The following is a 26,467-nucleotide window of genomic DNA, read 5'->3' as shown; positions in this document are numbered from 1 at the left end:
TGAAAGTTAGATCGTTCCGCCGAGTTCGTCGGACAGGGTCTGTAGCTCCTTGCCGCCCGCCATCATGTTTTGCAGTTCATCGATGCTGATCTCGCCTTTCGCGCAGGTGGCCAGCGTCTTGCCGCGGTTGAGCACGGTGAAGCGGCTGCCGACGGCATAGGCATGGCGGACATTGTGGGTGATAAAGATCACGCCGAGGCCCTTTTGCTGCACCTGGTGGATGTATTTCAGCACCATCGAGGTCTGGGCGACGCCAAGCGCCGATGTCGGTTCATCGAGGATCAGCACTTTGGCGCCGAAGTAGACCGCGCGCGCGATCGCCACGCATTGCCGCTCGCCACCGGAGAGCGTGCCCACCGCCTGGTTGGGGTCGCGGATGTCGATGCCAATCTTGCGCATCTCGTCATGCGTCACCGCGTTGCAATGCTTGAAGTCGATGTAGCGGAATGGCGCAATGCCCTTGCGCGGCTCGCAACCCATGAAGAAATTGCGGGTGATCGACATCAGCGGGATCATCGCCAGGTCCTGATAGACCGTGGCAATGCCGGCATCGAGGGCATCGCGCGGGCTGTTGAAGGTGACCCGTTTGCCATCGACGAGGAAGTCGCCGCTGGTTGGACGAACCACGCCAGAAAGCGCCTTGATGAGGGTCGACTTCCCGGCGCCATTGTCGCCGAGCAGACACAGCACCTCGCCCCGCGACACCTTCATCGAAACGCCCGAGAGCGCGATGACGGAACCATAGTGCTTGACGATATTGTTGACCTCGATGAGAGGCGGCGAGGTCGCCGCTTTGCTATCAGCCATGATCAGCGCTCCCCTGTCACCTTGCGGCGGATGAAGTTGTTGAAGAGGACGGCCAGAAGCAGCATCGAGCCCAGGAAGACCTGGAACCAGTCGGAATCGAACTGGGTGTATGTCAGGCCGATGGAGACGAGGCCAAAGATGATGGCGCCGAAGAAGGCGCCGATCGCCGAACCATAGCCGCCGGTCAGCAGGCTGCCGCCGATGACGGCGGCGATGATCGCCTCGAACTCCTTCTGGAAGCCGCGGCGTGCATCCGTCGAGCCGGCATCCAGCACCGTGATGATGGCGACGAGCGCGGCGGCGCATGCCGTCAGCGCGAAAAGCCCGGTCTTCACACGGTGGACAGGCACGCCGGAGTTTCTCGCCGCGACTGGGTCGCCGCCGGCGGCGAAGATCCAGTTGCCGACGCGCGTGCGCAACAGCACCCAGGTCGCGACCCCGGTCACTCCGACGAACCACAGGACGGAGACAGGCACACCCGTGACCTTGGGCACGCCATTGTCGAATTTCTCGATGAGGTCGTGCTCGGCCAGCCAGGTGAACAGGGGTTGGAAGGCGACGCCTGAAAACACCTGCTTCAGCACTCCGTCGCCGACGACATCCTCTATTCCACGCAACTGCGTCGAGCCGCCTGTGGCCCATTTGAGGCCGACCAGGGTCAGGCCGCGCAGGATGAACAGGAAGGCAAGCGTCACGATGAACGACGGCAGCCGCGTCCTGATGACGATTTGTCCGTTGACCGCACCCATGACCGCCGCAAGCAGCAGCGTGAAGGCGATGGAGATCCAGAGCGGCTGGCCGAAATTGGTCAACAGCGCGCCGAAGATCAGGCCCGTGAAAGCCACCATCGAGCCGATCGAGAGATCAAACTCGCCGCCGATCATCAGCAGCGAGGCGGCGATGGCGAGGATCCCCAGCTGCGACGCCGGCGCCAGGATGGTCATCAGGCCGGACAGCGAAAACATCGAGGGGTCGGCGGTGAAGAAGAAGAACACCACCACCAGGACAAGCCCGGCGACGGCGCCGAGCTCGGGCCGGCGCATCATATGCGTGAGAAAGCCGACTTGCCGGATCCGTTCGTCGGATTTCGTGGCAGTCGCTGGTGTCTGTTCGTTCTGAACCATGATTTCTCCCTCCCAAAGCGTGCCAAGTTGCCGAAGCGCTCGTGTCCGAAAACCGGGAGATTGCCTGATCCAGCGCCTGGCCGGCCAAATACCCCTCCCCGAAAACCGGAGAGGGGTTTCGACAATCACAGAGGATCGGCAGCCCGCGATCAGCGGATGCCCTTGGCCGACAGTTCGACGACCTGCGCCGCCTTGTCCTTGGTGATCAGGTTCGGGCCGGAAGGCACATCGCCACCCGGGATCAGGCCGTATTTCGCATAATTCGCCAGGAAGACGACCGGCAGATATCCCTGCAGGAACTGCTGCTGGTCGATGGCAAACGCAGCTTCGCCGGCGGCGACCGCCTTCAGGAAATCCGCCGAAAGGTCGAAAGTGGCGACATTGATCTTGCCCAGCTTGCCGACATCCTTGACGGCGGCAAGCGAGGGTTCGCCGGCGGTGCTGGCGCCGAGCGCCATGATGGTGTCGATGTCGCCGTTCGCACTCAGCGCTGCCTTCACCTTGGCACGGACGTCGGCGGGATCGTTGGAGACCGGCAGCACCTTCACATTGCCTTCAAAGCCATCGCCGAAGCCCTTGCAGCGCTGGTCTAGTGCGACGTTGCCGACCTCCTGGTTGACACAGATGGCCGCCTTGCCGCCCATCTCCTTCAGCTTCATTCCCGCCGCCTTGCCGGCACTGTACTCGTCCTGGCCGACATGCAGAAGCGCACCCAGGGACTTCGAAACATCGGAGCCAGAGTTTATCGAGATGACCGGGATTCCGGCGGCGACCGCCTTCTTGATCGACGGCCCGAGCGCCGAAGCGTCCGGTATCGAGACGATCAGGCCGTTCGGCTTCTGGTTGACCGCGGCGTCGATCAGCTGGCTCATCGCCACCATGTCGAACGTCTCGGGGGCACGATAGTCGACCTTGACGCCGACATCCTTGGCGCCGGCCGTCACGCCGTTCTTGACCACAGACCAGAAGGGGTCGTTGGCCTGGCCATGGCTGACGACGATGATCTTGATGTCCTTCGCCGAAGCCATCTGGGCACCGGTCATCAGGCCGCCGAGCACGGCGGCGCCGAAGGCAAGCTTCCTCAACATCGATTTCATTTCGATTCCTCCAAATTGGGCGCGGCTTTGCGGCGCCTCTCCTCCGTATTTCGGCGCATTCACACGCGCCGATGCTCCCGTCTGGCTACCAATCGTCCTTTGCTACCGGTAGCTAACGTGCATATTCATAGCCATGGGCAAAGGAATGTCAATGTTCATTTCATTTTGCGATGAAATGAAATAGGCATTCCATATGGCGACGCGGACGGGAAGAGTGATGGTCAAGAGGGCAACTGCAAGAGACGTCGCGGAGCAGGCGGGCGTCTCCAAATGGACGGTCATCCGCGCCTTCACGCCGGGCGCGTCGATTACCGAGACCAGCCGCGCCAAGGTGATGGCCGTCGCTGAAAAGCTGAACTACCGGCCCAATCTGCTTGCCCGAAGCCTGGCGACCAACCTTACGCATCAGGTGGCCGTTCTCGTCGACGACTTCGAAAATCCCTACAAGCTGTCATTCCTCGAGCGGCTCACCCTGGAACTTCAATCGGAGGGTCTGGTTGCCGTTCTGATTAACATCAACGAGCACTTTGATCACGTGCATGCGCTCCTAAACGCCGACCAGCGCCAGCTTGATGCCGTGGTTATGTGCGGCACCGCGTTCAGAACCGAAATGCTGCAGGATGTCAGGCTGGATGGCGCGGCCCCGATGTTCGTTCTCGCGCGCGACAGTCAGATCCCGGGTGTGCCCGCGATTAACTGCGACTCGACGTTGGCCATCAACGAGCTATGCAGGCATCTGCATGGAAAAGGATACAGGCGGCCTGGCTTCATGGCCGGAGCAAAGACGCTGTCGACAGCGCTTGGCCGCCAACGGGCGTTCAAGGCATTCTGGCAACTTCACGGCATCGACGAGGTCGCGGAACTGGCGGCGCAGTCCTACAGCGCAGCCTCCGGCGCGGCCGCCGCAAGGCGCTACCTGAACGAAGTCTCGCCCGCCGACCGCATTGATGTTCTGTTGTGCGAAAACGATGTCCTGGCGTTCGGCGCCATGGACGTCATCCGCGGCGAATTCGGGTTGAAGGTGCCGGCGGACATTGCCGTGGCGGGATTCGACAACACGCTGTTCGCTGCCGCGCCAGCCTATGATCTCACGACATATGAACAACCCGTCGAGGCAATGGTGAAGGCAACCGTTTCCATGATCCTGGGCCGCGAGCCCAAAGTATCGGTAATCCTGCCAGGACGATTGGTTGTGCGTGGATCCGCATAGGCTGCCTAGTCCGACTTGCCGAGAGCTTTCAGGGTAAAGCGAATCTGCTCGCGCAGGCTCGCCTCGGTGTCTTCGCCGTGTTGGAGGCAATGCTCGATCAGAGTCGGATGGAAGAATGGCGTAAACGCCGTCTTGACCGAACGTGCCGCCGCCGCGGGATCTTCGACTTTGAATTCTCCCGCCTCAATGCCATCACGGATGATCGCCTCAAAGATCGATGTCATCCGCTCGACATGCGCTGTGATGGTCGCCCAGTTCTCGTGCACCGCGGCGACAATTATGTCGTGCATGCGCTTTTCCCCAATCAGTATCGTCTTGCTGTGTTGGTGAACCGCGGTCAGAAGCCGGTTGAGTCTCTCAGAGGCTGGTGCGCTTGTGCGTGCAATCGTAAAGGCAATCTCAGCGACCTCGTTCATGACCCGCCCAGCGATGGATTCGATGATCGCAACCTTGGAAGGAAAGAACCGGTAGATGTTTGCCGGACTCACGCCGAGTTCTGAGGCGATGTCGGCCACCGATGTCTTATGGTAGCCGATGCGGCGAAAGTGCACCTCCGCCACCTCCAGGATACGCGCGCGCATCTCGTCGGGATCAGTTCGCGTTCGAACCGGACGATTCATGGATGTCTCCAGAACTGATGACTCGAACCGCCCCGGCTGGCGTGGACGATAATCTGTAAGCGGTAAGATCGTGGAGCTGGCCCTGCGCATGTCCAGGCAAGGCCAGCGCGCGAGAGCTGGATCGTCTCATCCACAACAGAGCCTACTCGGCCGCCATTGCTGTTCGCTCTTCCGGTTCCTCCGTCGAGTTTTGATGGATTTCATCCGCGGTCGGCTTGATCCGGAACCACGCGGCATAGAGCGCAGGAAGGAACAGAAGGATCAGCACCGTGCCCGCCGCGGTGCCGCCGATCAATGTGTAGGCCATCGATCCCCAGAAGACGGAGTGCGTGAGGGGGATGAAAGCCAGCACGGCGGCAAGTGCGGTCAGGATTACGGGCCTCGTGCGTTGCACCGTGGCCTCGATGACGGCGTGATAGTCGTCAAGGCCGGCTGCTTTGTTCTCCTTTATCTGTTCGGTCAAGATCAATGTGTTGCGCATCAGGATGCCTGCCAATCCTATCAATCCGAGGATGGCATTGAAGCCGAAGGGTTGATGGAAGATAAGCAAAACTGGAACCACTCCGGCCAAACCAAGCGGTCCTGTCAGCATAACCATGCTCATTGTGGAGAAGGATCGCACCTGCAACATGATGACGATCAGCATGGCGGCAATCATCACGGGAAAAACCTTGAATAGGGCGACATTGGCTTTGAGCGATTCCTCGATGTTTCCACCCATCTCGATGCGATACCCGGCTGGAAGAGACGCGATCAACGGCTTAAGCGCGGCCATCACTTGCTGTGAGACTTCTGGGGGCTGCGTCGCTTCATTGATGTCGGATCGAACCGTAATCACCGACGTTCGGTCACGGCGCTTCATGATCGGCTCCTCGAACCGAATTTCGGCGTGGCCGATCTGATCCAGTGGGACCTTCCCCCCTTCCCGGCTCATCAGCGAAAAGTCTCCGAGCCTTGCCGGATCGAGGCGGCTTTCTCCAGCACTCCTGGCGACGACAGGAACGTTGCGGATGTTCTCGCGAACCTGCGTGATCGGGATACCGCTTAGCAGCAACTGCAACTGCTGCGCTGCCTCCGCGGGCGACAGGCCAATCAAGTTGAGCCGGTCCTGATCGGGAATGAATCGAATTACCGGAGTACGGTCGCCCCAGTCGCGGTTCGCCTGCCGGACATCCTTCACGCCCTTCATGATGGCAAGGGCTTTTTCGGAGATCTGATACAACTGCGCGGCATCCGGTCCCATGATCCGGAATTCCACTGGAAACGCTGTGTAGGGGCCGAATACAAGCTGGGTAACGCGGACATTGGCTTCGGGGGCAAGGCCTTCTGACAGCGCAGCGCGGAGCCTACGCTTGAGGATTTCGCGCTCTTCAGCGTCAGGCGTGAGCACGACGATTTTAGCGAAAGCTGGATCCGGCAGTTCCGGAGCCATGGCAAAAAAGAATCGTGGCGCGCCCTGCCCGATATAGCTGGTGACGATCTTTGCTTCGGGCTGTTTCTGCAGCCAGCGCTCGAGATTAGCGACAGTGGCCGTAGTTGTCTCGATGCTGGTGCCTTCAGGCAAACGGACTTCAACAAGTACCTCTGGACGGTCCGATGTAGGGAAGAACTGCTGTTTCACAGCTCCCATTCCCACAACCGACACCACCATGACCATGCCGACGGCGGCGCAGGTCATGAACTTGTGACGCACCGTAAATGTGATCAGTCGGCGCAGGCGCTGGTAATTTGGTGTCCCATAAATGGCTTCATGGCCACCAGCCACGGGCTTGATCTCTGGAAGCATCTTGACGCCGAGGTAAGGCGTAAAAACCACCGCGACGACCCAGGAGACGATGAGCGCGAAGCCGACAACCCAGAAGATGTTGCCGGCGTACTCGCCGGCGGTTGATCTAGCAAACCCGACCGGCATCAGCCCGACGATTGTCACTATTGTCCCAGACAGCATTGGCGCTGCCGTATGGCTCCAAGCATAGGCCGCGGCTTTGATGCGATCCATGCCCTCTTCCATCTTCACCACCATCACCTCGATGGCGATGATGGCATCGTCCACGAGTAGGCCCAGCGCCAAGATCAGGGCGCCAAGCGTAATGCGGTCGAAAAACCTGCCAGTTTCCAGCATGATGAGAAACACGACCGCAAGCGTAAGCGGAACGGCCAAGGCAACAACGATCCCGACACGCCATCCGAGGCTGACGAGGCTGACGAACAGCACGACGCCAAGCGCCATGGCGAATTTCAACATGAACTCGCCGACCGCAGCTTCAATATTGACAGCCTGGTCGCTGACTTTTGCCAACGTCATACCGAGCGGCAGTGTCTTGGCTATTGCCGCAGACCTCTCTTCCAAGGCCTTGCCGAGTTCCAGCCCGTTCCAGCCCTGCTGCATCACCGCGCCAAGCATGATGGACGGCTCGCCCTCATGGCGGATGATATATGTTGCGGGATCCTCATAACCTCGCCGGATAGTTGCGAAATCGGAGAGCTTCAACGTGCGTCCGCCAGCGGCTATCGGGGTGTCGGCAATCGCCTGGATGCTGTCATAGGCTCCATCGAATCGAATGAAGACCTGGGGGCCACGAGTATCGATTGAGCCCGCCGGTGTGACCGTATTTTGCCTTTGTAAAGCAGCAGCTATGTCCTGTGCCGATATGCCTAAAGTAGCCAGCTTGTCATAAGAGAATTCAACGAATATCTGCTCAGGCCGCTCTCCGAGAATGTTGATCTTCTTCACTCCGGGCACATGGAGAAGATCTTGACGGATCACTTCGGCCTGCCGTGCGAGATCGCGCATCGGCATTCCTTTGGCCTTTAGTGCGTACAGGGCGAAACTCACATCCGAATATTCATCGTTCACGAAAGGCCCTATCACGCCAGGAGGTAGCTTAGGCGCCTCGTCTCCGAGCTTCTTGCGGGCTTGATAGAACTCTTCCTCAACAGCAGTTGGGGGCGTGCTGTCTTTAAGCGTTACCGTCAAAAAGGCGTAGCCCGGCCGGGTCGTCGTTTCGACGCGATCGTACCAGGTCAATTCTTGTATTCGCTTCTCCAACGGTTCAGCTACGAGGTCCTGCATCTCGCGGGCAGTCGCCCCTGGCCATACCACCGTGGCAGTAAGGGTTTTGATGGTGAACGACGGATCCTCTCCACGCCCAAGGTTGATAAAAGCGTAGGCGCCCGCGGCGGCAAGTAAAATGATGAAGAACAGGGTGACGGCTCGCTCGCGGACAGCGAGTGCGGAAAGGTTGAAATTCATTGGTTGGCCGCCTTCACGTCATCGACGTTCGTCCTGACACTTGTCCCGTCCTGCAAGAGATGGGCGCCTAACGCGACGACAGGCTCTCCTGCTTGCAGCCCGGACACCACCGCCACCTCTTCACCCAAGCGTTCTATCTGGACGGGTTTGAAGTGCACGGTCGATGAATTTCGATCAAGTATCCACACACCCGTTCGACTACCATCATCCAACACCGCGCCCACAGGCACGGCTGCCTCGGACTGAGCGCCGCTGCTGGCAATTCTGATCGTTACCGTTGCACCGAGCGGCGCTGCGGCAGCCTCACCTTCCAGAACATAACGCGCTTCGTAAGTACGAGTCCTGGCATCCGCTGCATCTGAGATTTGCCGGAGGCGGGCCGTCGAGAACTGCCCGCTATCGCCATAGACGGTCGCGTTGGCAACCGACCCGATCGCGGGGCGGATCGTTTCCGGAAGTGAGACAACCGCTTCACGGGATCCAGCCTGGGCAAGCCGGACCACAGTCTGTCCTGCAGCCACAACCTGTCCCGGCTCGCCAAGCGTTTCAACCATCGTTCCGTCGACGTTCGCCTGCAAGACCGAATAGGTCGCCCCGTTCTCTGCGACCTTCGCCTCTGCTTGGGCTGCATTGAGCTGAGCCGTGGCGGTATCAAGCGCGGCCTTCGCCTGCTCGTATTGCTGCGGGGTTGCTGCCAATTCCTTCTTGACTAGAACAGCGTAGCGCTTCTCGTCCGCGGTCGCCTGAACCACGACAGCCCGAGCCGCCGCAACCGCGCTGTTCTTTGCCGATAGCACAAGTCGCAAGTCGGTCTCATCGATACGCATCAGGGGTTGGCCTGCTTTGACCTGCTCCCCGACATTCACCATGCGCTCAACAATTTTGCCAGGCACCCGAAAGCCCAGATCACTCTGGACGCGAGCGGCAACTACACCCGTAAAGGCGCGCTCGGCGTTTTCTGGCCTTGTCGATTCCACGATTTTCACAAGAGGTGCAGCGAGGCGCGGGTCCGCCGCCTGTGCGCTGTGCTCGAACGCTCCAGACAGGATAACGACCGCGGCGCCCCCGGCGACGGCCAGAAGAGTGATGCCTATTAGAAGTGGTTTGCGTTTCATCTGAGTGCCCTCGGCGGATATTGCGATTCAAATTAGATTGCGATCTAACTCTAATCGTGCTATATATGTCAAGTGAAATCTAATTGGAGATCGATATGAGAGTCAGTCGCGCACAGGCGGAAGCAAATCGCGAAGCGGTCATCAACGCGGCGAGCCGGCTTTTTCGAGAGCACGGCTTCGATGGCATCGGGCTGAAGGATCTAATGAAGGGCGCCGGCCTCACTCAAGGTGGATTCTACAAGCAGTTCAAATCCAAGGACGATCTGGCGGCACAGGCATCAAGGCGAGCGATGGAGCACGCGATCCGCAGATGGTCGGCTGTTGCTGCCGTTGGCGCTGATCCCTTTGAGGCCGTCATCGGACTCTACCTTTCCACGGGACATCGCGAAGAGAAGAGCGACGGTTGTCCGCTGGTAGCGCTTGGTTCTGACGCGGCGCGTCAGAGCGAGGAGGTTAGGGTGCCATTCCAGGATGGCATCGAAGCTCACCTCGAGATTCTCGACGAATTGATGCCTGCGGCGGAAAGCCCAAAAACCCATCGCAAAGCCATGGCGATACTGTCGCTCATGGTGGGTGCCGTCACACTCTCTCGTATCCTGAAGGACGAAGAGACGTCGCGGCATTTTCTCGATGTCGCTGCCGACGAAGTCAGGCGGATCGCGGCCTCCCCGGAAAAAGCATGAGACGTCCACCTCGGGCCAGCGGCGGCATTGCCACAGCCGCTGGCCCGACGTGAATGAGCAGTGATCGCGATCGAGCGCACGCACGGCGCCGTCGCAAACGGATCAAACAGAACAACAGCTGGAGTACACATGCGTCGTATCGTTATTACAGGCATGGGAGCGGTTAGCCCCCTCGGAGCCAATGTGACGAGTTCTTGGTCCCGGCTCCTATCTGGTCGCTCGGGCATCCGGAGACTTCCGGACGATGTGGTGGGAGATCTGCCGGCGAAGATCGGCGGGACAGTTCCCTCCGTGGAAGAAGACCCCGAAGCCGGCTTCGATCCGAATACCGTGTTGGCTCCGAAGGAACAGCGCAAAGTAGACCGGTTCATTGTTTTCGCACTGGCGGCGGCGAAAGAGGCACTTGCCCAAGCGAGGTGGAAGCCGGTGTCGGACGATGACAGGACCCGCACCGCGACGATCATCGCCTCGGGGATTGGGGGGTTCCCCGCCATAACCGAAGCGGTGCGAACGGTCGATCAGCGCGGTGTTCGACGTCTCTCACCGTTCACGGTGCCATCTTTCCTGGTGAACATGGCAGCAGGACAGATTTCGATCCGACACGGCTTCAAAGGTCCGCTCGGCGCGCCTGTGACTGCGTGTGCGGCCGGCATTCAGGCGATCGGCGATGCGGCTCGACTTATCCGTGCCAATGAAGCTGACATCGCGGTGTGCGGCGGAACGGAAGCCTGCATCAATACAGTCAGTCTCGGTGGTTTTGCCGCGGCACGCTCTCTTTCGAGCTCCTTCAATCACCGTCCTGATCAGGCCTCCCGTCCGTTCGACATGTTGCGTGACGGCTTCGTCATGGGCGAAGGGGCTGGCATCCTGGTCGTCGAAGCATTGAGCCACGCGCTTGCGCGCGGCGCGAAACCGCTTGCGGAACTCGTCGGTTACGGCACGACGGCGGACGCTCATCACATCACTTCCGGTCCCGAGGATGGCAACGGTGCGCGTCGAGCCATGGAGATCGCGATTGCCCAAGCCGGCATTTCGGCGCGTGAGGTCCGCCACCTCAATGCGCACGCGACTTCCACGCCGGTGGGCGATCTGGGTGAAATCGAGGCGATCAAAAGAGTTTTTGGCGCGGATTTTTCCGTGGCCGTCAGCGGAACAAAATCGGCGACCGGACACTTGCTCGGAGCCGCCGGCGGGCTTGGAGCCATCTTCACGATCCTGGCGCTGAAGGATCAGGTAGCACCGCCGACCCTCAATTTAAGCGCTGCCGATCCGGCTGCGGAGGGGATCGACTTCGTCGTAAACCAAGCCAGGCCAATGGAGATGGACTATGCGATCTCCAATGGCTTCGGCTTTGGAGGAGTCAACGCCAGCGCGTTGTTCCGGCGTTGGCCGCAAAATGAGTTCAGCCCGAACCTCGCGTGAGTCAAGCCCGCGGGTGGTAGCCACCTGCAAGGGCTTTTCGTGCGGCTTTTACAGACTTGGATACCGACTTGTTGGAGATTGGCCATGACTGCTACCCTAAATATCGCTGAGCTCAAGCCTAGGATCACTGTGATTGGTGTTGGCGGCGGCGGTGGAAACGCCGTCAACAACATGATCGCGCAAGGCCTCAAGGGCGCCGAGTTTATTGTTGCAAACACCGATGCCCAGGCGCTGTCGATGTCGAAGGCCTCGCGCCTAATCCAGCTAGGTGCGAACGTTACAGAGGGGCTTGGGGCGGGTTCCCATCCTGAAGTGGGTTATGCGGCGGCCGCGGAATCGATTGATGAGATCATGGATCAGCTTGCCGGTACGCATATGTGTTTCGTCACCGCAGGAATGGGAGGCGGGACTGGAACCGGTGCCGCGCCCGTCATCGCGCAAGCTGCGCGTAGGGCCGGAATTCTTACGGTGGCCGTGGTGACAACACCGTTCGCATTCGAGGGTCGACAGCGGATGAAGGCGGCGAGGCAGGGTATCGAGCGCCTGAGCGAATGCGCCGACACAGTTATCGTCATACCCAACCAGAATCTTTTCCGGGTCGCCGACGCGAAAACAACTTTCGCCGATGCCTTCGCTATGGCGGATCGGATCCTCTATGCGGGCGTAGGGTGCATCACTGATCTGATTTTAAAAGAGGGATTGATCAATCTCGACTTCGCCGACGTGAGAGCTGTGATGCGCGAAATGGGCCCTGCTATGATGGGCACTGGCGAGAGTTCTGGGCAGGGTCGCGCGAAGGCCGCCGCCGAAGCCGCGATCACCAACCCACTTTTTGACGGAGCCTCGGTGGGCGGGGCCAAGGGCGTCCTCGTCTCAATATCCGGTGGATCGGATATGACGCTTTTTGAAATAGACGAAGCCGCAACCTGCGTCCGTGAGAACGTCGATGCCGACGCTGACATTATAGTCGGTGCTATTTTCGACAGCACCCTAGACGGAAAATTCAGAGTATCGGTCGTTGCAACCGGGCTTCGTCAGACAGCAGATATAATTGAACTCGGTCAGAGAAGACGAGGAGACAGTGATGGAAGAAGCACAGCGTAAAACCGGCCTTAGACGCTGGTTGTCTGACGCCATCGGGGGGCTTTCCACCATGGCCAAAGCGATTGACACCAGCGAACTGGAGTTGCTGGAGCGGCGCGTGAAGGCTCTCGAAACTAGGGTCTATGGTGGGGGCGATGCCGAGACTATTCCGCGTGGCGAAGGATGACCATACTCCACGGGTGACGCAGATGAGGCCGCGGGCGGTCGGACTAGAGGCATCGCAAAACTCTGGTGACGTGGCATCCACTGGCATCGGGCACACGATGGCCAAAGCCTTCGTTTCGGCCGGCAGGCTGGCGTTGCGAGCGGGCTCCGGGAGTTGGTACACTCTCGGCATTGCGCGACGGGAGGCGGCGCAGCGATGAGGCGTCCGGGGCTGAGGCGGCCGCTCTTTCACACTCATGAAAGGACATCCTATGAAGATCGGAAACATCGGCGCTGGTAACATCGGCGCCACTTTGGCGCGAAAACTTGCCGCCAATTTCGACGGTCTTGTGAGATGTGTTTACAATGAGACGCCACCATGACGACACGCGGCATCATCGACGAAATCGCTCACAATTGCCTGTTGTCAGCATCGCGAAGGTTATCGCGCATTGTGACGTCCCTCTACGAGGAAGAGCTGCGCCCGCATCACATCAAAGCCAGCCAGTTCAGCCTGCTCGTTGTCGTCGCCAAGGCAGGGCCGGTGCGGCGCTCGGACGTTGGCCGCTATGCTGACATCGATCCCTCAACATTAACGCGCAATCTCGCCGTTATGGTCGCCAACGGCTGGATTGAGGAGGTGATCGCGGGAGATGACGGTCGCGGAAACCCTCTACAAATCACTGCGAAGGGCAGGCGCCTCATTGTGGCGATTGCTCCTGGTTGGCGACGAGCTCAGCAGCGCGTTCGCAAGCTGCTTGGCAGCGACCGCGCCAACATTCTGACTTCGCTGTTCAGCGTCTCGAACGTCTAAGACAGCTGACTTTTTTTGCCCATATAGTTGCATATGCAATAACAAGGAGAGATGAAATGCCTACCCCGCCGAAACCCCAGCCGAGCCTCTTGGAAATATCGGATGCGCTTAGTCTGCGTTATGAAAAGACGGGCGACGGGCCACCGTTGGTCCTTATGCACACGATCCGCACGCAGCTCGAATATTTTCGCAGTTTGGCGCCCCTCCTCGCCAAGTCGTTTACGGTTTATGCGATCGATCTCCCTGGACACGGCCATTCGCCGATCGACGCGCTCGCGCGCCTTGATGAGCCGTATTTCAGGCAAGGCGTCATTGGCTTCATTGAGAAGCTCAATCTCACCGACGTCACGCTTGTAGGCGAATCGATCGGGGGGGCATTGGCTCTCACGGTTGCTGCCGCAATTCCTCAACGGGTCGAGCGCGTCTTCGCGATCAACCCTTACGACTACGATATCCGTTATGGAGACGGCATCCGACGTGGCAACTGGTTCGCGAATCTCATCATTGGAAGTTTGCAGATCCCGTTTCTAGGCGCATTCAATGCGTGGGCGGAAAACAAGATGGTGCTCGGCAAGATCATGGGCGGCGGATATCACGATCCGCGTAAACTTCCTGCCGACCTTCTTGCCGAGTTCGGCCGGGTGGCTCAACGTCCTGGATACAAGCGGGCCGCACGCAAGGTACTGGCAGGTTGGCGATCCTGGAGCAAGGCGCGCGATCAGTACCGGGAAATCTCAGCGCCCGTAACGCTCATCTACGGGGACAGCGATTGGTCGCGCCCCAACGAACGGGAGCGAACCCGGGCACTGCTTCCTAACGCGCGCATGTACACACTCAAGGACAGCGGGCACTTTTCGGCGGTTGAAAATCCATCGGAACTGGCGCGCATCATACTGGCGAGCTAGCCAGAGCGTGTTTGCCGCCGGCCTCGAATGCGCGGATATGCGATTGCGCGGGAGGCCGAGGTCTTAGCGATGACCGAAGCCCTGAAGCTTCAAGATATTATCCCCGAGGTGGCGGCTTCATCGCTCGCTGGTGTCATAGCCAAGTTGGAGATGATCGTCGGCGCAGATCGAGATATCGGTGACCCGACTGACTTCCCGTGGCCGCACATTGCTTCGGTGCTACACGACCTCAAAGCCGTTGCGGGCGAATTGCCCCCTTATCGGCCGGACCGCGCCTCGACAAGGGCTGATGCAGCGCGTTATTGGCAGGATGCTTGTAAGCTCATCAGGGTGCTTGCGGACGAGGATGCTCGGCCGAACGAATCCGCTTTATAAATCTCGCTAGCTGTCCAAGGCTTGGCACGGTGCCAAGTTTTCTAACGTGGGCATGTTGAAACTGGCCGTTGTGCAAAAGCATCGTCACCGCCATACGCCTAGCTATTGCCGAAATCGCTGGTTTGTTTGACGGGAAGCCGGCGCCTGACTGGATAGCGTCCGGCCTATAGCTAGCCCGAATATCCTGCCGACTGCTTCCGTGGTGCTTCCGCCACGTGTTTCCCGACCTCGTCACAGAGAAACAGGGCCTTGCTAACGAACTGTTTTTGCAGTATAAAAATGGCGCACCCGGCAGGATTCGAACCTGCGACCTCTGCCTTCGGAGGGCAAGTGGACAAGCTGGAGCCTCGCAAGCTTGTGTGCGGGCGACGCTCCGCCTGAGCTAAAACAGCCTCACATTGCCACTTCGGTTGTCTTCAAGCGCCGTTCGGAACTCCCGTTCGAATACCTGCTGCAGCATCGACGACACCTGCGTGCGGTTGCGGGTCATGTAGATGTGACAGGGAAGTCGAGGAGCGAAAGGTCGGATGGTGAGTTGGCCTTCCCACCGGGCTGCAGAAAACGGATCGACGATTGAAACGCCCAGGCCTTGCGCGACGAGCGCGCAGGCTGTGTCGGCGAAAGGGGTTTCAAAACGGCAGTCGATGGAAATGCCCGCGTCGACGAGCGCGCGATCAATATCCTGCCTGGTACGATCGTCTCGTCCTAAGGCGATGAATGCCTGCTCCGAAAATTGTATTGGGCTAATGATTTCTTCGTTGGCAAAGGCATGGTCGAGAGGCGCCACGCAGACACACTCGGCCTCAAAGATCAGATCGCAGGTGATCGCAATGTCGACCACCGGCGCCTGGATGAGACCAACGTCGATCTGCCGCCCAGCGGTCAACTCGGCGATCCTCGGTGAGGCGCTGGGGAAAATGCTCATCCGAGCCTTCGGATGGCGCCCGGCAAAATCCTTGAGAAAACGCGGCAGCACGATACTTGCAAGTGCTGGATAGACGCCGATGGTGAGGCGGCCGGCCTCGAGCTGGGTAATGTCGTCTGCCAGGCGGCGAATGCGAGTCATACCCTTGACGATCTGGCCGACCTCCTCGTTGAGCAGCAGCGCTTCCGCGGTTGGAACCAGGCGACCCGCACGCCGTATGAACAGCTGAATCTTCAAGGCGTGTTCAAGGTTGGAGATGTGCGCGCTGACCGATGGCTGGGCGATATGCAGAAGCTCACTTGCGCCGGTCACGGTTCCCGCCTCCATCACAGCGCGGAATGCCTCAAGCTGCTTGTAGTTCATGGGTCGCACTCCTCGGAAGTCACGAGTCAAACCCATAGGTAAATCCTATACGCTGCGCAACTTTTCGTATTGGAACGGAGCAGCGATCTGTAATTAACTCCGGCAAGGTCTGCACAAAGCAGGCTAAATCGAACAGTTTCACGAGCTTGGTGCAGGTGCGGGTCGAGTGTCGCTCGCACCGAACCTATCCAATTTTCCGATTCATTTCGGACCTGTCGGTCGCTGTTCGGCAACAAAAAGGGGTTCACATGATCAAGAATATTCTGTTGTCGGCCGTGCTTTCTCTTGCCGTCATGCCGTCGGCCAGCTCAGCTTGGGCTGAAGACGTCACGCACATCCGTATTGCCACCGAAGGTGCCTATGCACCTTGGAACTACACGCTCCCCGACGGGAGCCTGGCCGGCTACGAGATCGATCTTGCCAAGGAATTGTGCCGTCGCATGAAGGCCGAATGCGAGATTGTGGGGCAGGACTGGGATGGAATGCTGCCGGCGCTGAACGCAGGGAAGTTCGACGCCATCATTGCGTCCATGGGGGTAACACCCGATCGTCAGAAAGTCGCTGCTTTCTCCGATCCATATTCCAGGGCACCGAACGCGTTCATGGCCATGAAGGAGAGCGGCCTCGACAAGGTCGTTCCGGCGCGGGAGGATTTCAACCTGCGCACCAATCCCGACGGCTCCAAAAAGGTGGTCGAAAATCTGGCTGCTTCCCTCAAAGGAAAGGTCCTTGGCGTTCAGGGATCGACGACGGCAGGGCTCTTTGCCGATGCCTACCTGAAGGATGCGTTGACCATCCGTTCCTACAAGACGATCGATGAGATGAACCTCGACCTGGTGGCAGGCAGGGTTGATCTCGTCATGGCGAACGTCACGGTTCTCAACGCGGCTTTGGCCAAGCCCGAGTTGAGTGGTGCAGCGTTGGTCGGGCCAACGTTTGTCGAAGGCGTGCTCGGCAGCGGTACGACGAATGTTGCACTTCGCAAAAGCGACACCGCGCTCAAAGAGAAATTCAACACGGCGATCCATTCGGTGGATTCCGACGGGTTCAACAAGGCACTGACTGAAAAATGGTTCGGGGCCGATATCTCGGTCAAGGACTGACACGACCCGGTCCGAGCGGCCCTGGTCGCTCGCACCACACGGCATGATGAGCGCCCCGCGGCGGTTGCCGTGACGTTGCCTCATTCCCAGTACGAGCTCCGGCTACAGCGACAACCGAACTCGAGAAATGCGCCATGAAATTTCGACGCCTCGGCGAAGCGACGGCGACGGCGACGATCGTCTTCGATGGTCGGACGATTTCTTGCCAGGCCGGGGAAAGCGTTGCCGCGGCGTTGCTTGCCGCGGGTGTCGATCACTTCCGCACGACACCTGTTTCGGGAGTCCCGCGCCTGCCCTTCTGCATGATTGGAAACTGTTTCGATTGCCTGGTGCAGATCGACGGACGGGCGGACTGTCAAGCGTGCCTGTCGATTGTTGCAGACGGAATGATCGTTCGGAGTCAGTCGGGCGCAGGCAGATTGGAAGACAGATGACAGCCCCAAGAACATGCCAGTTCGCGGTCATTGGCGGTGGTCCAGCAGGCCTGGCGGCCGCCACACTTGCCGCGCGGCTTGGCATAGACACTGTGCTTCTGGACGAGCAGCCGACTCCAGGCGGCCAAGTCTATCGCAATATCGAGGCCGTCAACCGCGCTTCCGGCCGCCTGTTGAAAATTCTGGGAAAGCATTACGCGCACGGAAGCGCGCTGGTGGAGGCTTTCCGTCAAAGTGGAGTTCGTTACGAGCCTTCGAGCTCGATTTGGCAGGTCACGCCCAATGGCAAGATCGGGGTTTCACAATCCGGGCAGGCCTATCTTCTCAAGGCCGATCGAGTGCTGATTGCAACCGGAGCCGTCGAGAGGCCGGTGCCGGTGCCGGGATGGACGCTGCCAGGGGTCATGACGGCAGGTGCCGTTCAGACCTTGATGAAAGCCGCCGGCATCGTGCCGGATGGAGACACGGTTCTCGCCGGCTCTGGACCGCTTGTCTATCTCATCGCTCTGCAACTGCTTTCCGCCGGTGCACCTTTGCGTGCCATCCTTCAGACGCAGAACCCGACGTCGTGGTTTTCGACAATCCGGCTTCTCTCGCAAGTGCGTGCTGGCGCCGGCGACATGCTTGACGGGCTGAAGTGGATCCGAGCGATCAAATCCTCCGGTGTTCGGATACTTCATGCGAGTGACATCCGAAGTGAAGGTCGGGACAGGTTGGAAGCGGTCACGTTTCAAAGCCGGGGGCAGCGCCATCGCATCGATGCGTCCGCCCTTCTTCTGCACGAGGGCGTGATCCCGAACATCCAGTTGACCGCAAGCCTGCGGTGCGCACATCGGTGGGATGAGGCGCAAGTGGCCTGGGCACCGGTTGCCGATCAATGGGGGACCACCAGCCATGAGCGTATCGCCGTTGCCGGCGATGGAGCGGGCATCCGAGGTGCAAAGGCCGCGCCGCATTCCGGCCGACTTGCCGCGCTGGAAACAGCGTTTCGACTTGGGCTGATATCTATGAAGGAACGAGACCGGCTGACAACCGGGCCTAAGCAGGCGCTCACCCGTCAAGTCGGCCTGCGCAGCCTTCTCGACCACCTCTATTCCCCTTCCGAAGCGATCAGGACCCCGGCCGACGATGACATCGTCTGTCGATGCGAGGAGGTGTCTGCCGGGGAGATCAGGCAACTGGTCGACGGCCAAGGCTTTGTAGAACTGGATCAGCTCAAATCCCAAAGCCGTTGTGGGATGGGGCTATGTCAGGGCCGTATGTGTGGCCAGACGATCGCGCGAATCCTGGCTGAACACCGCAGCCTCTCGATGAAGGATGTGGGCTATTTCCGGCTCCGCATTCCAGTCAAACCATTGCCACTCGAGCAACTGGCTCATCTGCAGAATGCCGAATACGGCCCTGAGCTGTCCGCCAGTTCCGGCGATCCCAGCCAGAGAGTCTAGGGACCATGCAAACAGACGTCATCATCATCGGCGGAGGCCTGCACGGTTGTTCCACCGCACTTCATCTGGCGCAGCGGGGCTTCAAGCCGATCGTGCTGGAAAAGAATATCGTTGGCCGCCATGCATCGGGCGTGAATGCCGGCGGCGTCAGGCAATTGATGCGGGATGCAGCTGAAATCCCGCTGTCGATCGCGGCGATGGATATCTGGGAAAACCTGGACAAGCTGCTCGGACCGCAATTGGCTGAAACCTGCGAATTCATCAGGCGTGTCGGACAGGTGGGGGTAGCAGCAAGCGCCTCAGAGCTCGCCTGGTGCGAGCAGCGGACCGCCGACATGAAAGCGCTGGGCTACGATTTCGAGGAAATGCTCGATGCCAAGGGCGTCAGGCAACTGGTTCCGTCACTATCGGACATCTGCATTGGCGGCATCGTTTCCCGTCGCGACGGCCACGCCAATCCGTTTCGCACGACGCAGGCCTTCCGTGCCAGGGCAGAGCAGCTTGGTGCCCGCTTCTACGAGCAGACCTGCGTCACCGATGTGGCCGCGACTGGTTCGAAATGGCAGCTCGATACTACACGCGGCCAGATGCGTGCGGACATCGTTGTCAATTGTGGTGGTGCGTGGGCGTGGCGGATCGCCGAAATGATCGGCGAACAATTACCGAGGACCCATCTCGCGCTGACCCTTATGGTAACCTCCCGCATACAACACTTTCTCGATCCAGTCGTCATCGGCATCGACCGCAAGCTATCCCTGAAGCAGACGCAAGTCGGCACGGTCGTCATCGGCGGTGGGGTGCTTGGCGATCCGGACCTCGATGCCGGCACCACGCTGACTGTGGCTGACCGCATGGTCGAAAGCGCGCAGACAGTCTGGGATTTTTTCCCCGTTCTGCGTCAGGCGACGATCGTTCGAACCTGGGCGGGGCTGGAGGCGGTCACGCCCGACATCCTTCCAATCATCGGTGCAAGCTCGGTTGCCAAAAATTTTTGGCACGTCTTCGGATTTTCGGGTCATGGATTTCAACTTGGGCCGATCGTCGGGTCGCTTGTCTCGGATATGATCACCGACGGCAAGAGCGCGCTCTCAATTGCGGCTTTCAGCCCCGACCGATTTTCGAACGGTGCAGTCGCCCGTGTGCCAATTCATGCCGCGCAGCACGAGCAGCCGGGAGCCGCAGGGTGATGGGCTCCGGTTTCGTATTTGGCTTTGGCGAGAATGGCTGGGGGCCGTTGCTGCTACATGGGGCCGCAATGACCCTTGCGGTGGCACTGACGGGATTCGGGATCGGCCTGCTTATTGGTACAATTGGCGCCTGGGCAAAACTCAAGGGCGGATATTTCTGCCGGAGCCTTGCCGACGCCTATACAACGATCATGCGCGGCATACCCGATCTGCTCGTGATCTATCTCTTCTATTTCGGCTCAAGCGCCGTGCTGACACCGCTGGGCGGTTTGTTTGGAGCGTCGGGCTTCATAAGCATACCCGGTTTCCTGGCGGGTTCGCTCGCCATCGGCCTGGTATCTGGCGCCTATCAGACGGAAGTCATGCGCGGGGCCTACCGGGCGGTCTCTTCCGGCGAGATCGAGGCGGCGATTGCAAGCGGCATGTCGCAACTGACACTGTTTCGCAGGATCGTCGCCCCGCTGGTGCTCCGGCATGCGCTGCCAGGTCTCGGTAATGTCTGGCAGCTGGTGCTGAAGGAGTCCGCGCTCGTCTCTGTCACTGGCCTCGTCGAAATTCTGCGGACGGCGCAAATCGGGGCCGGTTCGACAGGCCAGCCGTTCACGTTTTTCCTTGCCGCTGCTGTTTTGTATCTGGTGATTTCGTCGATCTCGGGATGGCTGTTACAGCGTACCGAATGGCGCCTCACGCGTGGATCGAGGCCAGTCTGATGGACTTTTCTTTCCTGTACGGCACGCTGCTGACGCTCCTGACCGGTGTCCCGCTGACACTGCAGCTGGCGGTTTCGTCGGTGGCGCTCGGAACCGTGCTAGCCATCGTGCTGGCTCTGGCGCGCTTGTCCGGGCTGCCCCTGTTGGCGTGGCCAACCCGATTTTATGTCTTCGTGTTCCGCTCCACTCCGCTGCTTGTGCAGATTTTTCTGATCTACCATGGTCTCGGCCAGTTTCCGGCGATCAGGACGAGCTTTCTGTGGCCGATACTGCGCGAACCATACTGGTGCGCCCTCATCGCCCTGACCCTGAACACGGCTGCCTATTCGAGCGAGGTTATTCGTGGCGCTCTGCTGTCAGTCCCCTCAGGCCAGATCGAAGCGGCACGAGCCTGCGGCATGCGCACGACCGTGCTGTACCGGCGGATTGTCTTTCCTCTAACCCTGCGTCAAGCGCTGCCAGCATACGGCAATGAGTTCATCCTCATGGTCAAGGCGACGTCGCTGGCATCGATCATCACGTTGATGGAAGTGACAGGCCTTGCCGCCAAACTCATCTCCCAATCCTTCCGCGCCATCGAAATTCTTGTCGTCGCGGGGGCGATCTACCTCCTGATCAACTTCCTCGTCACGCGGCTCCTCCAGTGGGCTGACTACGGTCTAACCGGTCATTTGAGGCTGCCACCGGTGTCCGTTGACGCCCAGCAAAGAGGTGCACGATGACAAACCCACATCAATCGGCCGTCAGCGTGACCGGGCTTCGCAAACGTTTCGGCAATCTGGAAGTTTTGAAGGGCATCTCCCTGGAGGCCAGGGAGGGAGAGGTGGTGACCATCCTTGGTTCTTCCGGATCGGGAAAGTCGACGATGTTGCGCTGCATCAATATGCTGGAGGTTCCGGATGAAGGGCGGATAGAAGTCGGGGGCGAAACTATCCTGCTTGAGAAAAAGGGCGGGAAGACGCGGCCGGCCAACATGCAGCAGCTCCAAGGGATACGCGCGCGCGTCGGCATGGTGTTTCAAAGCTTCAATCTTTGGTCCCACATGACGATCCTTGAGAACTTGATCGAGGCGCCTATCCACGTCCAAAAACGACCTCGCGCTGAGTGCGTGGAAGAGGCGGAGGCGATGCTGGCCAAGGTGGGTATTGCCGACAAGCGCAACCACTATCCGGCGCACTTGTCCGGCGGCCAGCAGCAACGTGCTGCAATCGCTCGCGCGCTTACCCAACGGCCCAAAGTCATGCTGTTCGATGAGCCGACCTCTGCGCTCGATCCCGAACTTGTCGGCGAAGTCCTGCGCGTCATGCGCGCGCTTGCCGACGAAGGCAGGACGATGCTCGTAGTAACCCACGAGATGGGTTTCGCCAGAGATGTCTCCAGCAAGGTCGTATTCCTGCACAAGGGACTGGTCGAGGATGAAGGTCCGCCAGACGAACTCTTTGCCGCCAGCCGATCGGACCGCTTCCGTCAGTTTCTGGCCGGTAGCAACGGCCAGGGCCAGAGCTAGGTCAGTCGTGCTCGGGCGTGCGCGGCGAGCAGGCTGGTTTCGCTGCCCGTTATCCCGGCTATGAGGCGGATGCGCCGGAGCACAGCATTCGAAATCGGTCAGCGAGGCCGTTCCAAGTTCGACAACCAGATCCCACCCGGCCGTTTTCTGTGTGAATTGTCGAGACAGCCGCCCAGTGCCCGGACCACGCGGTCGGCGGCACGACCCTCAATCTCAATGAGCTTGATACCGCGGATGCGGCAATGCTTCGTTTTGCGCTCTCAGGCGGCAAGCTTACCCTCACGCCAGGCATCGCGAAGGCGGGCGCCGACGCGAAGCGCCTGAGCACAAACCGTCAAAGCCGGATTCAATGCGGCTGAAGACGGAAAAAAGCTGGCGTCGACGACATGGAGATTAGGATGGTCCCATGATTGGCAAAGGTTGTTAAGCGCGGAGGTCGCCGGGTCGTCGCCCATACGAACAGTACCGCACTGGTGAACCGGGCCCTTGATTCCGGATGGACGATGCAGAACGAGGGGGAAGATCTTGCGGAGACGCGTTCTTACGTGGCCCACGAACTTGTTGTGGGCAGCGAGACCGCCAGGATAATAGGCCACTTCAACACGGTCCCCCGGTAGCAATCGGACCCGGCTTGCGGCGCTCGGTAAATCCTCGGACATGCAGAGCCAGTCGACGCTGTGCCGAGCAACCACATCTGCCATCCGCTTTGGCATCCATGGGATATTCGAGCTGATCATTGGTCCCTTGAGATTGGCGAGCATTTGGATGTTGCCGCCCGCATCTGGATCGTCGGGCAAACCGTAATAGAAATCATTGATCGCCATCGTTTTGGTGAATTTAGTCTCGTTCACGCGGAACGGCATAAAGCCTACCAACCCCGTGAGATGGTGGTTCATCAAGTAGCGGCCGACAACGCCCGAGCGATTGGCGATGCCATCCGGATAAGCCTCGTTCGCGGACCGGAGCAAGATGAGCGCCGAGTTGATCGCGCCTGCGCTCAACACGACCGTGCGAGCTTCCACACGTGAAAGTTGGCCTTCACACAACACTTCGACAGCGGCAATGCGGCCGTCGGAAGCCGGAATAAGACGAGTAGCCTGCGCCTTGGTCCATAGCCGGACGTCAGGATGGTTGAGGATCGGCCGGATAAGGCGTGTCTCACCGTCCCCTTTCGCTCCGTAGCGACATGCGAAGGCATCGCATGCCCCGCACCGGATGCAACTCCCGCCTGGACCAAAATCGATGGCGACAGGATTTGGGAATGGCCGCAAGCCCTGGCGAGCCAATCTCTCTGCCATTTCGGCGATCAAAGGTTCGTGGGGAACCGCGTCATGTGTGTATCCGGCCGAACGCGGCGGTTCAGTCGGATCGATGCCGGCCCGGCCGCGCACGCCGAAGACGCGCTCAGCCTCATCATACCAGCGTTCTAGATCGCCATATGAGACTGGCCAGGCAGGTGAAATTCCGTCCTCATGGCGGACTTCGCTAAAATCGCGTTCACGAAAACGGAACATTGCTGTGCCGTACCACTTTGTATGGCCGCCTACATAATAATACTGTGACGGACGATAGCGGTTACCAGCTTCGTCCTGATACTCTTCGTGGGTCCGATAGCGCCGCTGGGTGTAAACTGCTTCCGGATCGGAATTTTCTGGCTCGTTCGGCACGAAATCGCCGCGCTCGATGATCAATATCTTGGCACCCGATCCCACCAACTGCCGAGCTACCGAGCCGCCGCCGACACCCGACCCAATGATGATGACATCAGGCTTGAATTCTTGAGTCACGTTTGCCTCCAATGCGCCTGCGTCTCCGCGAGCCGTGTTGATGCACAGCAACGACAGCAAGCCGAGACCACATCTCCCGCTGAGAAACGCGTTTCGCCTGCACTAACTTGTGAGCAAGGCATCAGGTCCGCGGAAGAGCTTGCAGCAATGCCTCGCGCATTGCGGAAATGGGCGCATCGACGTTCGTGTAGAGTGTAAATTGGTGGACTGCCTGATGCAGCAACATCAGCCAGCCGGGCACTGAAATGAGGCCACGTCGTTCGGCCTCAGCACAAAATGGCGTGTGAACGGGGTTGAATACAACGTCAAACACAATCTTCACATCCGGAAAGCGGTCCAGATTAAGAAGTTCGTCGGACAACGTCGCAACGGGCGTCGTATTAACCACCAAATCGAACCCCGGAAAGTGCGACCTTTGCAGGTCAATCGGAGACGCTAGTGGATTGATCGGGACAGAAGAGTCCTTTTTGGGATTCCCCGGATCGCTTCGGCATGCGACATTGCGGGATGCGCACTGGTATCAGCATCGACATCACGGCTTCGGACAGAATTCGGCTTGAAGGGATCGTCGCAGCACGGAGTTCGCCTCAGAAGCATGTCTGGCGAGCGCGGATCATTCTGTTGAGCGGTGATGGCCTGGGGACCGCCGCGATCATGACGATGACAGCCAAGTCGAAGACCTGCGTGTGGCGCTGGCAGGAGCGCTTCATGAACGAAGGCGTCGACGGCCTGCTGCGCGACAAGACGCGGCCACCGGGCATTGCACCGCTTCAGTCTGTGCTGGTCGACAGGGTCGTGGCGCTGACACTCGATCCGCCAGACCACGAGGCGACGCACTGGACGGTCCGCGCGATGGCGAAGGCGGTCGGCATCGCGGCGTCTTCGGTGGTGAAGATCTGGCACGACCATGGCCTTGCGCCTCACCGCTGGCGCAGCTTCAAGCTGTCCAACGACAAGGCGTTTGCCGAGAAGCTTCACGATGTGGTCGGGCTCTACGTCTCGCCCCCCGCTCATGCCATCGTGCTGTCGGTCGACGAAAAGAGCCAAATCCAGGCGCTCGACCGCACTCAGCCGGGGTTGCCGCTGAAGCGCGGTCGCGGGGCGACAATGACGCACGACTACAAGCGCAACGGCACGACGACCCCGTTCGCCGCGCTCAACGTCCTCGATGGCTCGGTGATCGGCCGTAATATGCAGCGCCATCGCCATCAGGAGTTCATCCGCTTCCTCAACGCCGTCGAGGCTGAACTTCCGCCCGACAAGGCCGTCCATGTGATCCTCGACAACTATGCCACTCACAAGCAGCCCAAAGTACGCGCTTGGCTGGCCAGGCATTCGCGCTGGACCTTCCATTTTGTGCCGACATCCTGCTCATGGCTCAATGCTGTCGAGGGCTTCTTCGCCAAGCTCACACGCCGCCGGCTGAAGCACGGTGTCTTCTACTCCGTCGTCGATCTCCAGGCCGCCATCAATCGCTTCATCACCGAGCACAATCAGCAATCCCGACCGTTCGTCTGGAGAGCCGACCCACACAAAATCATCGCCGCCGTCAGGCGCGGGCACCAAACGTTGGAATCAATCCACTAGGTCAAAATCGATCGCCAGCACACTGGCGGATTTCACGTTTCTTGCCGCGACTTCTACGTGCCATCCCGCATTCTTGAGTCCAAATACCAACGCACGCGCCGCGCCACCTGCGCCGAGGACAATTGCGCGACCCGGCTGATCGACGCCACGCTCGCGTAATGCGTCCATCGCACCGCGCCAGTCGGTGTTATGTCCCGTAAGGCGGCCATCTGTGTTGACTACAGTGTTGCAGGCACCGATAGCTGCAACATCCGGCGAGATTTCGTTCAAATACTTAATGATTTCAAGCTTATAGGGCATTGAGACCGCGAAGCCTCTGAAGCCCAATTCGATAAACGAAGCGACGGTACCTCTAAGATCCTGGCTCTCAGCGGCAGCATATCCAAAATCCAGGTCTAGGGCCTGATATCCCGCTTTATGCATCTTAACGCCCAACACCGGGGGAGTTACCCGCCCCGAAACAGAGCCGCAAAGTGTGGGGAATGTACGTGCCATCGTGATGTTTGCCTTGCTCAACTCTCACACGATGTGAGAGCGCTCTCCTTGTGATACCGCTCTCACATTTTGCCTCTGTTCGTCAAGAGCTGCGGCAGGAGTTTCGTCCATCGGATGCGCCGGAGCACGGCATCAGATCCCAGCGGCCGCTGGCGGTATGGATGGTCGAGACTTCGGGAAAGCCGCCCAGCACCCGGACCACGCGGGTGCCGGTGGGCACCCGGGAGGTTGGTGCCCACCAGCGTCCTGGC

Annotated in this window: 26 protein-coding genes, 1 tRNA gene and 1 pseudogene; 16 read left to right on the top strand and 12 right to left on the bottom strand. The window is 59.5% G+C overall.

Going from position 1 to position 26,467, the window contains the following annotated elements:
* Positions 1-6 precede the first annotated feature (6 nt).
* The 3 genes from ACFOJ9_RS05670 to ACFOJ9_RS05660 form a co-directional block, all read right to left on the bottom strand.
* Positions 7-807 carry an ATP-binding cassette domain-containing protein gene (locus tag ACFOJ9_RS05670; RefSeq protein WP_378977497.1) on the bottom strand — a complete coding sequence of 267 codons (801 nt, stop codon included), beginning with the start codon at positions 805-807 and terminating at the stop codon, positions 7-9.
* A gap of 2 nt (positions 808-809) precedes the next feature.
* A complete protein-coding gene (locus tag ACFOJ9_RS05665) occupies positions 810-1,931 on the bottom strand; it encodes an ABC transporter permease (RefSeq protein ID WP_378977495.1) in 1,122 nt (373 codons plus the stop codon).
* 149 nt (positions 1,932-2,080) lie between these two features.
* Positions 2,081-3,028 carry a sugar ABC transporter substrate-binding protein gene (locus ACFOJ9_RS05660; protein WP_378977493.1) on the bottom strand — a complete coding sequence of 316 codons (948 nt, stop codon included), beginning with the start codon at positions 3,026-3,028 and terminating at the stop codon, positions 2,081-2,083.
* A gap of 217 nt (positions 3,029-3,245) precedes the next feature.
* Between ACFOJ9_RS05660 and ACFOJ9_RS05655 the strand changes: the two genes are divergently transcribed.
* Positions 3,246-4,238 carry a LacI family DNA-binding transcriptional regulator gene (locus ACFOJ9_RS05655; protein WP_378977491.1) on the top strand — a complete coding sequence of 331 codons (993 nt, stop codon included), beginning with the start codon at positions 3,246-3,248 and terminating at the stop codon, positions 4,236-4,238.
* Between the two features lie 5 nt (positions 4,239-4,243).
* On the opposite strand, the gene ACFOJ9_RS05650 is transcribed toward ACFOJ9_RS05655, so the two are convergent.
* The 3 genes from ACFOJ9_RS05650 to ACFOJ9_RS05640 all read right to left on the bottom strand — a co-directional run bounded on the left by ACFOJ9_RS05650 (position 4,244) and on the right by ACFOJ9_RS05640 (position 9,226).
* Complete coding sequence (locus ACFOJ9_RS05650) at positions 4,244-4,858, bottom strand: TetR family transcriptional regulator (protein ID WP_378977489.1); 615 nt, start codon at positions 4,856-4,858, stop codon at positions 4,244-4,246.
* Positions 4,859-5,000: 142 nt separating this feature from the next.
* Complete coding sequence (locus tag ACFOJ9_RS05645; RefSeq protein WP_378977487.1) at positions 5,001-8,111, bottom strand: efflux RND transporter permease subunit; 3,111 nt, start codon at positions 8,109-8,111, stop codon at positions 5,001-5,003.
* Positions 8,108-9,226: an efflux RND transporter periplasmic adaptor subunit gene (locus ACFOJ9_RS05640; protein WP_378977485.1), complete on the bottom strand. Its 1,119-nt coding sequence runs from the start codon at positions 9,224-9,226 to the stop codon at positions 8,108-8,110. Before ACFOJ9_RS05640 ends, ACFOJ9_RS05645 begins: the two co-directional genes overlap by 4 nt.
* Positions 9,227-9,321: 95 nt before the next feature.
* Here ACFOJ9_RS05640 and ACFOJ9_RS05635 point away from each other — a divergent pair, with 95 nt between their 5' ends.
* The 7 genes from ACFOJ9_RS05635 to ACFOJ9_RS05605 all read left to right on the top strand — a co-directional run bounded on the left by ACFOJ9_RS05635 (position 9,322) and on the right by ACFOJ9_RS05605 (position 14,673).
* Positions 9,322-9,909, top strand: a complete 588-nt coding sequence (locus tag ACFOJ9_RS05635; RefSeq protein ID WP_378987581.1) for a TetR/AcrR family transcriptional regulator — start codon at positions 9,322-9,324, stop codon at positions 9,907-9,909.
* Between the two features lie 129 nt (positions 9,910-10,038).
* Positions 10,039-11,331 (top strand): beta-ketoacyl-ACP synthase II, encoded by a 1,293-nt coding sequence (gene fabF, locus ACFOJ9_RS05630; RefSeq protein ID WP_378977483.1) that lies wholly within the window; start codon positions 10,039-10,041, stop codon positions 11,329-11,331.
* A gap of 84 nt (positions 11,332-11,415) precedes the next feature.
* Complete coding sequence (gene ftsZ / locus ACFOJ9_RS05625; RefSeq protein ID WP_378977481.1) at positions 11,416-12,435, top strand: cell division protein FtsZ; 1,020 nt, start codon at positions 11,416-11,418, stop codon at positions 12,433-12,435.
* Positions 12,416-12,601: a hypothetical protein gene (locus tag ACFOJ9_RS05620; protein ID WP_378977479.1), complete on the top strand. Its 186-nt coding sequence runs from the start codon at positions 12,416-12,418 to the stop codon at positions 12,599-12,601. Before ftsZ ends, ACFOJ9_RS05620 begins: the two co-directional genes overlap by 20 nt.
* A gap of 357 nt (positions 12,602-12,958) precedes the next feature.
* Entirely contained in the window at positions 12,959-13,393 is a 435-nt protein-coding gene (locus tag ACFOJ9_RS05615) for a MarR family winged helix-turn-helix transcriptional regulator (protein ID WP_378977477.1), read from the top strand.
* Between the two features lie 56 nt (positions 13,394-13,449).
* On the top strand, positions 13,450-14,298 hold the full coding sequence (locus ACFOJ9_RS05610; protein ID WP_378977475.1) for an alpha/beta fold hydrolase: 849 nt from the start codon (positions 13,450-13,452) through the stop codon (positions 14,296-14,298).
* 69 nt (positions 14,299-14,367) lie between these two features.
* The gene (locus tag ACFOJ9_RS05605; RefSeq protein WP_378977473.1) at positions 14,368-14,673 is read left to right on the top strand and encodes a hypothetical protein; all 306 of its coding nucleotides are present in this window, start codon (positions 14,368-14,370) and stop codon (positions 14,671-14,673) included.
* A 280-nt stretch (positions 14,674-14,953) separates the two neighbouring features.
* On the opposite strand, the gene ACFOJ9_RS05600 is transcribed toward ACFOJ9_RS05605, so the two are convergent.
* Together ACFOJ9_RS05600 and ACFOJ9_RS05595 are read right to left on the bottom strand one after the other, a co-directional pair.
* A tRNA-Ser gene (locus ACFOJ9_RS05600) sits at positions 14,954-15,024 on the bottom strand.
* A 31-nt stretch (positions 15,025-15,055) separates the two neighbouring features.
* Complete coding sequence (locus tag ACFOJ9_RS05595) at positions 15,056-15,961, bottom strand: LysR substrate-binding domain-containing protein (protein WP_378977471.1); 906 nt, start codon at positions 15,959-15,961, stop codon at positions 15,056-15,058.
* 248 nt (positions 15,962-16,209) lie between these two features.
* On the opposite strand from ACFOJ9_RS05595, the gene ACFOJ9_RS05590 reads away from it, so the two are divergent.
* The 7 genes from ACFOJ9_RS05590 (at position 16,210) to ACFOJ9_RS05560 (ending at position 22,347) form a co-directional block, all read left to right on the top strand.
* Entirely contained in the window at positions 16,210-17,064 is an 855-nt protein-coding gene (locus ACFOJ9_RS05590) for a transporter substrate-binding domain-containing protein (RefSeq protein ID WP_378977469.1), read from the top strand.
* 134 nt (positions 17,065-17,198) lie between these two features.
* Positions 17,199-17,498 carry a (2Fe-2S)-binding protein gene (locus tag ACFOJ9_RS05585; RefSeq protein ID WP_378977467.1) on the top strand — a complete coding sequence of 100 codons (300 nt, stop codon included), beginning with the start codon at positions 17,199-17,201 and terminating at the stop codon, positions 17,496-17,498.
* The gene (locus ACFOJ9_RS05580) at positions 17,495-18,943 is read left to right on the top strand and encodes an FAD/NAD(P)-dependent oxidoreductase (protein WP_378977466.1); all 1,449 of its coding nucleotides are present in this window, start codon (positions 17,495-17,497) and stop codon (positions 18,941-18,943) included. Before ACFOJ9_RS05585 ends, ACFOJ9_RS05580 begins: the two co-directional genes overlap by 4 nt.
* Before the next feature lie 5 nt (positions 18,944-18,948).
* Complete coding sequence (locus ACFOJ9_RS05575) at positions 18,949-20,130, top strand: NAD(P)/FAD-dependent oxidoreductase (protein ID WP_378977464.1); 1,182 nt, start codon at positions 18,949-18,951, stop codon at positions 20,128-20,130.
* Positions 20,130-20,840: an ABC transporter permease gene (locus ACFOJ9_RS05570; RefSeq protein ID WP_378977462.1), complete on the top strand. Its 711-nt coding sequence runs from the start codon at positions 20,130-20,132 to the stop codon at positions 20,838-20,840. Before ACFOJ9_RS05575 ends, ACFOJ9_RS05570 begins: the two co-directional genes overlap by 1 nt.
* Entirely contained in the window at positions 20,840-21,562 is a 723-nt protein-coding gene (locus ACFOJ9_RS05565; protein ID WP_378977460.1) for an ABC transporter permease, read from the top strand. Before ACFOJ9_RS05570 ends, ACFOJ9_RS05565 begins: the two co-directional genes overlap by 1 nt.
* Positions 21,559-22,347 (top strand): ABC transporter ATP-binding protein, encoded by a 789-nt coding sequence (locus tag ACFOJ9_RS05560; protein WP_378977458.1) that lies wholly within the window; start codon positions 21,559-21,561, stop codon positions 22,345-22,347. The genes ACFOJ9_RS05565 and ACFOJ9_RS05560 overlap by 4 nt, the downstream gene beginning before the upstream one ends.
* Here the strand turns inward: ACFOJ9_RS05560 and ACFOJ9_RS05555 are convergent.
* The 3 genes and pseudogenes from ACFOJ9_RS05555 to ACFOJ9_RS05545 all read right to left on the bottom strand — a co-directional run.
* A pseudogene (locus ACFOJ9_RS05555) lies at positions 22,344-22,583 on the bottom strand (Lrp/AsnC ligand binding domain-containing protein); the annotation flags it as partial. The gene ACFOJ9_RS05560 and the pseudogene ACFOJ9_RS05555 sit on opposite strands and share 4 nt — an antisense overlap.
* A 24-nt stretch (positions 22,584-22,607) precedes the next feature.
* On the bottom strand, positions 22,608-24,134 hold the full coding sequence (locus ACFOJ9_RS05550) for a GMC oxidoreductase (protein WP_378977456.1): 1,527 nt from the start codon (positions 24,132-24,134) through the stop codon (positions 22,608-22,610).
* A 121-nt stretch (positions 24,135-24,255) separates the two neighbouring features.
* Positions 24,256-24,522 carry a hypothetical protein gene (locus ACFOJ9_RS05545; RefSeq protein ID WP_378987578.1) on the bottom strand — a complete coding sequence of 89 codons (267 nt, stop codon included), beginning with the start codon at positions 24,520-24,522 and terminating at the stop codon, positions 24,256-24,258.
* A 119-nt stretch (positions 24,523-24,641) separates the two neighbouring features.
* Between ACFOJ9_RS05545 and ACFOJ9_RS05540 the strand changes: the two genes are divergently transcribed.
* The gene (locus ACFOJ9_RS05540; RefSeq protein WP_378977454.1) at positions 24,642-25,721 is read left to right on the top strand and encodes an IS630 family transposase; all 1,080 of its coding nucleotides are present in this window, start codon (positions 24,642-24,644) and stop codon (positions 25,719-25,721) included.
* Here ACFOJ9_RS05540 and ACFOJ9_RS05535 read toward each other — a convergent pair.
* Positions 25,710-26,216: a shikimate dehydrogenase family protein gene (locus ACFOJ9_RS05535; protein ID WP_378977452.1), complete on the bottom strand. Its 507-nt coding sequence runs from the start codon at positions 26,214-26,216 to the stop codon at positions 25,710-25,712. The genes ACFOJ9_RS05540 and ACFOJ9_RS05535 overlap by 12 nt on opposite strands.
* Between the last annotated feature and the right edge of the window lie 251 nt (positions 26,217-26,467).

It is taken from the genome of Mesorhizobium cantuariense, assembly GCF_042647205.1.
GTDB classification, from domain to species: Bacteria; Pseudomonadota; Alphaproteobacteria; order Rhizobiales; family Rhizobiaceae; genus Mesorhizobium; species Mesorhizobium cantuariense.
This window is presented reverse-complemented; position numbering and strand designations above follow the sequence as displayed.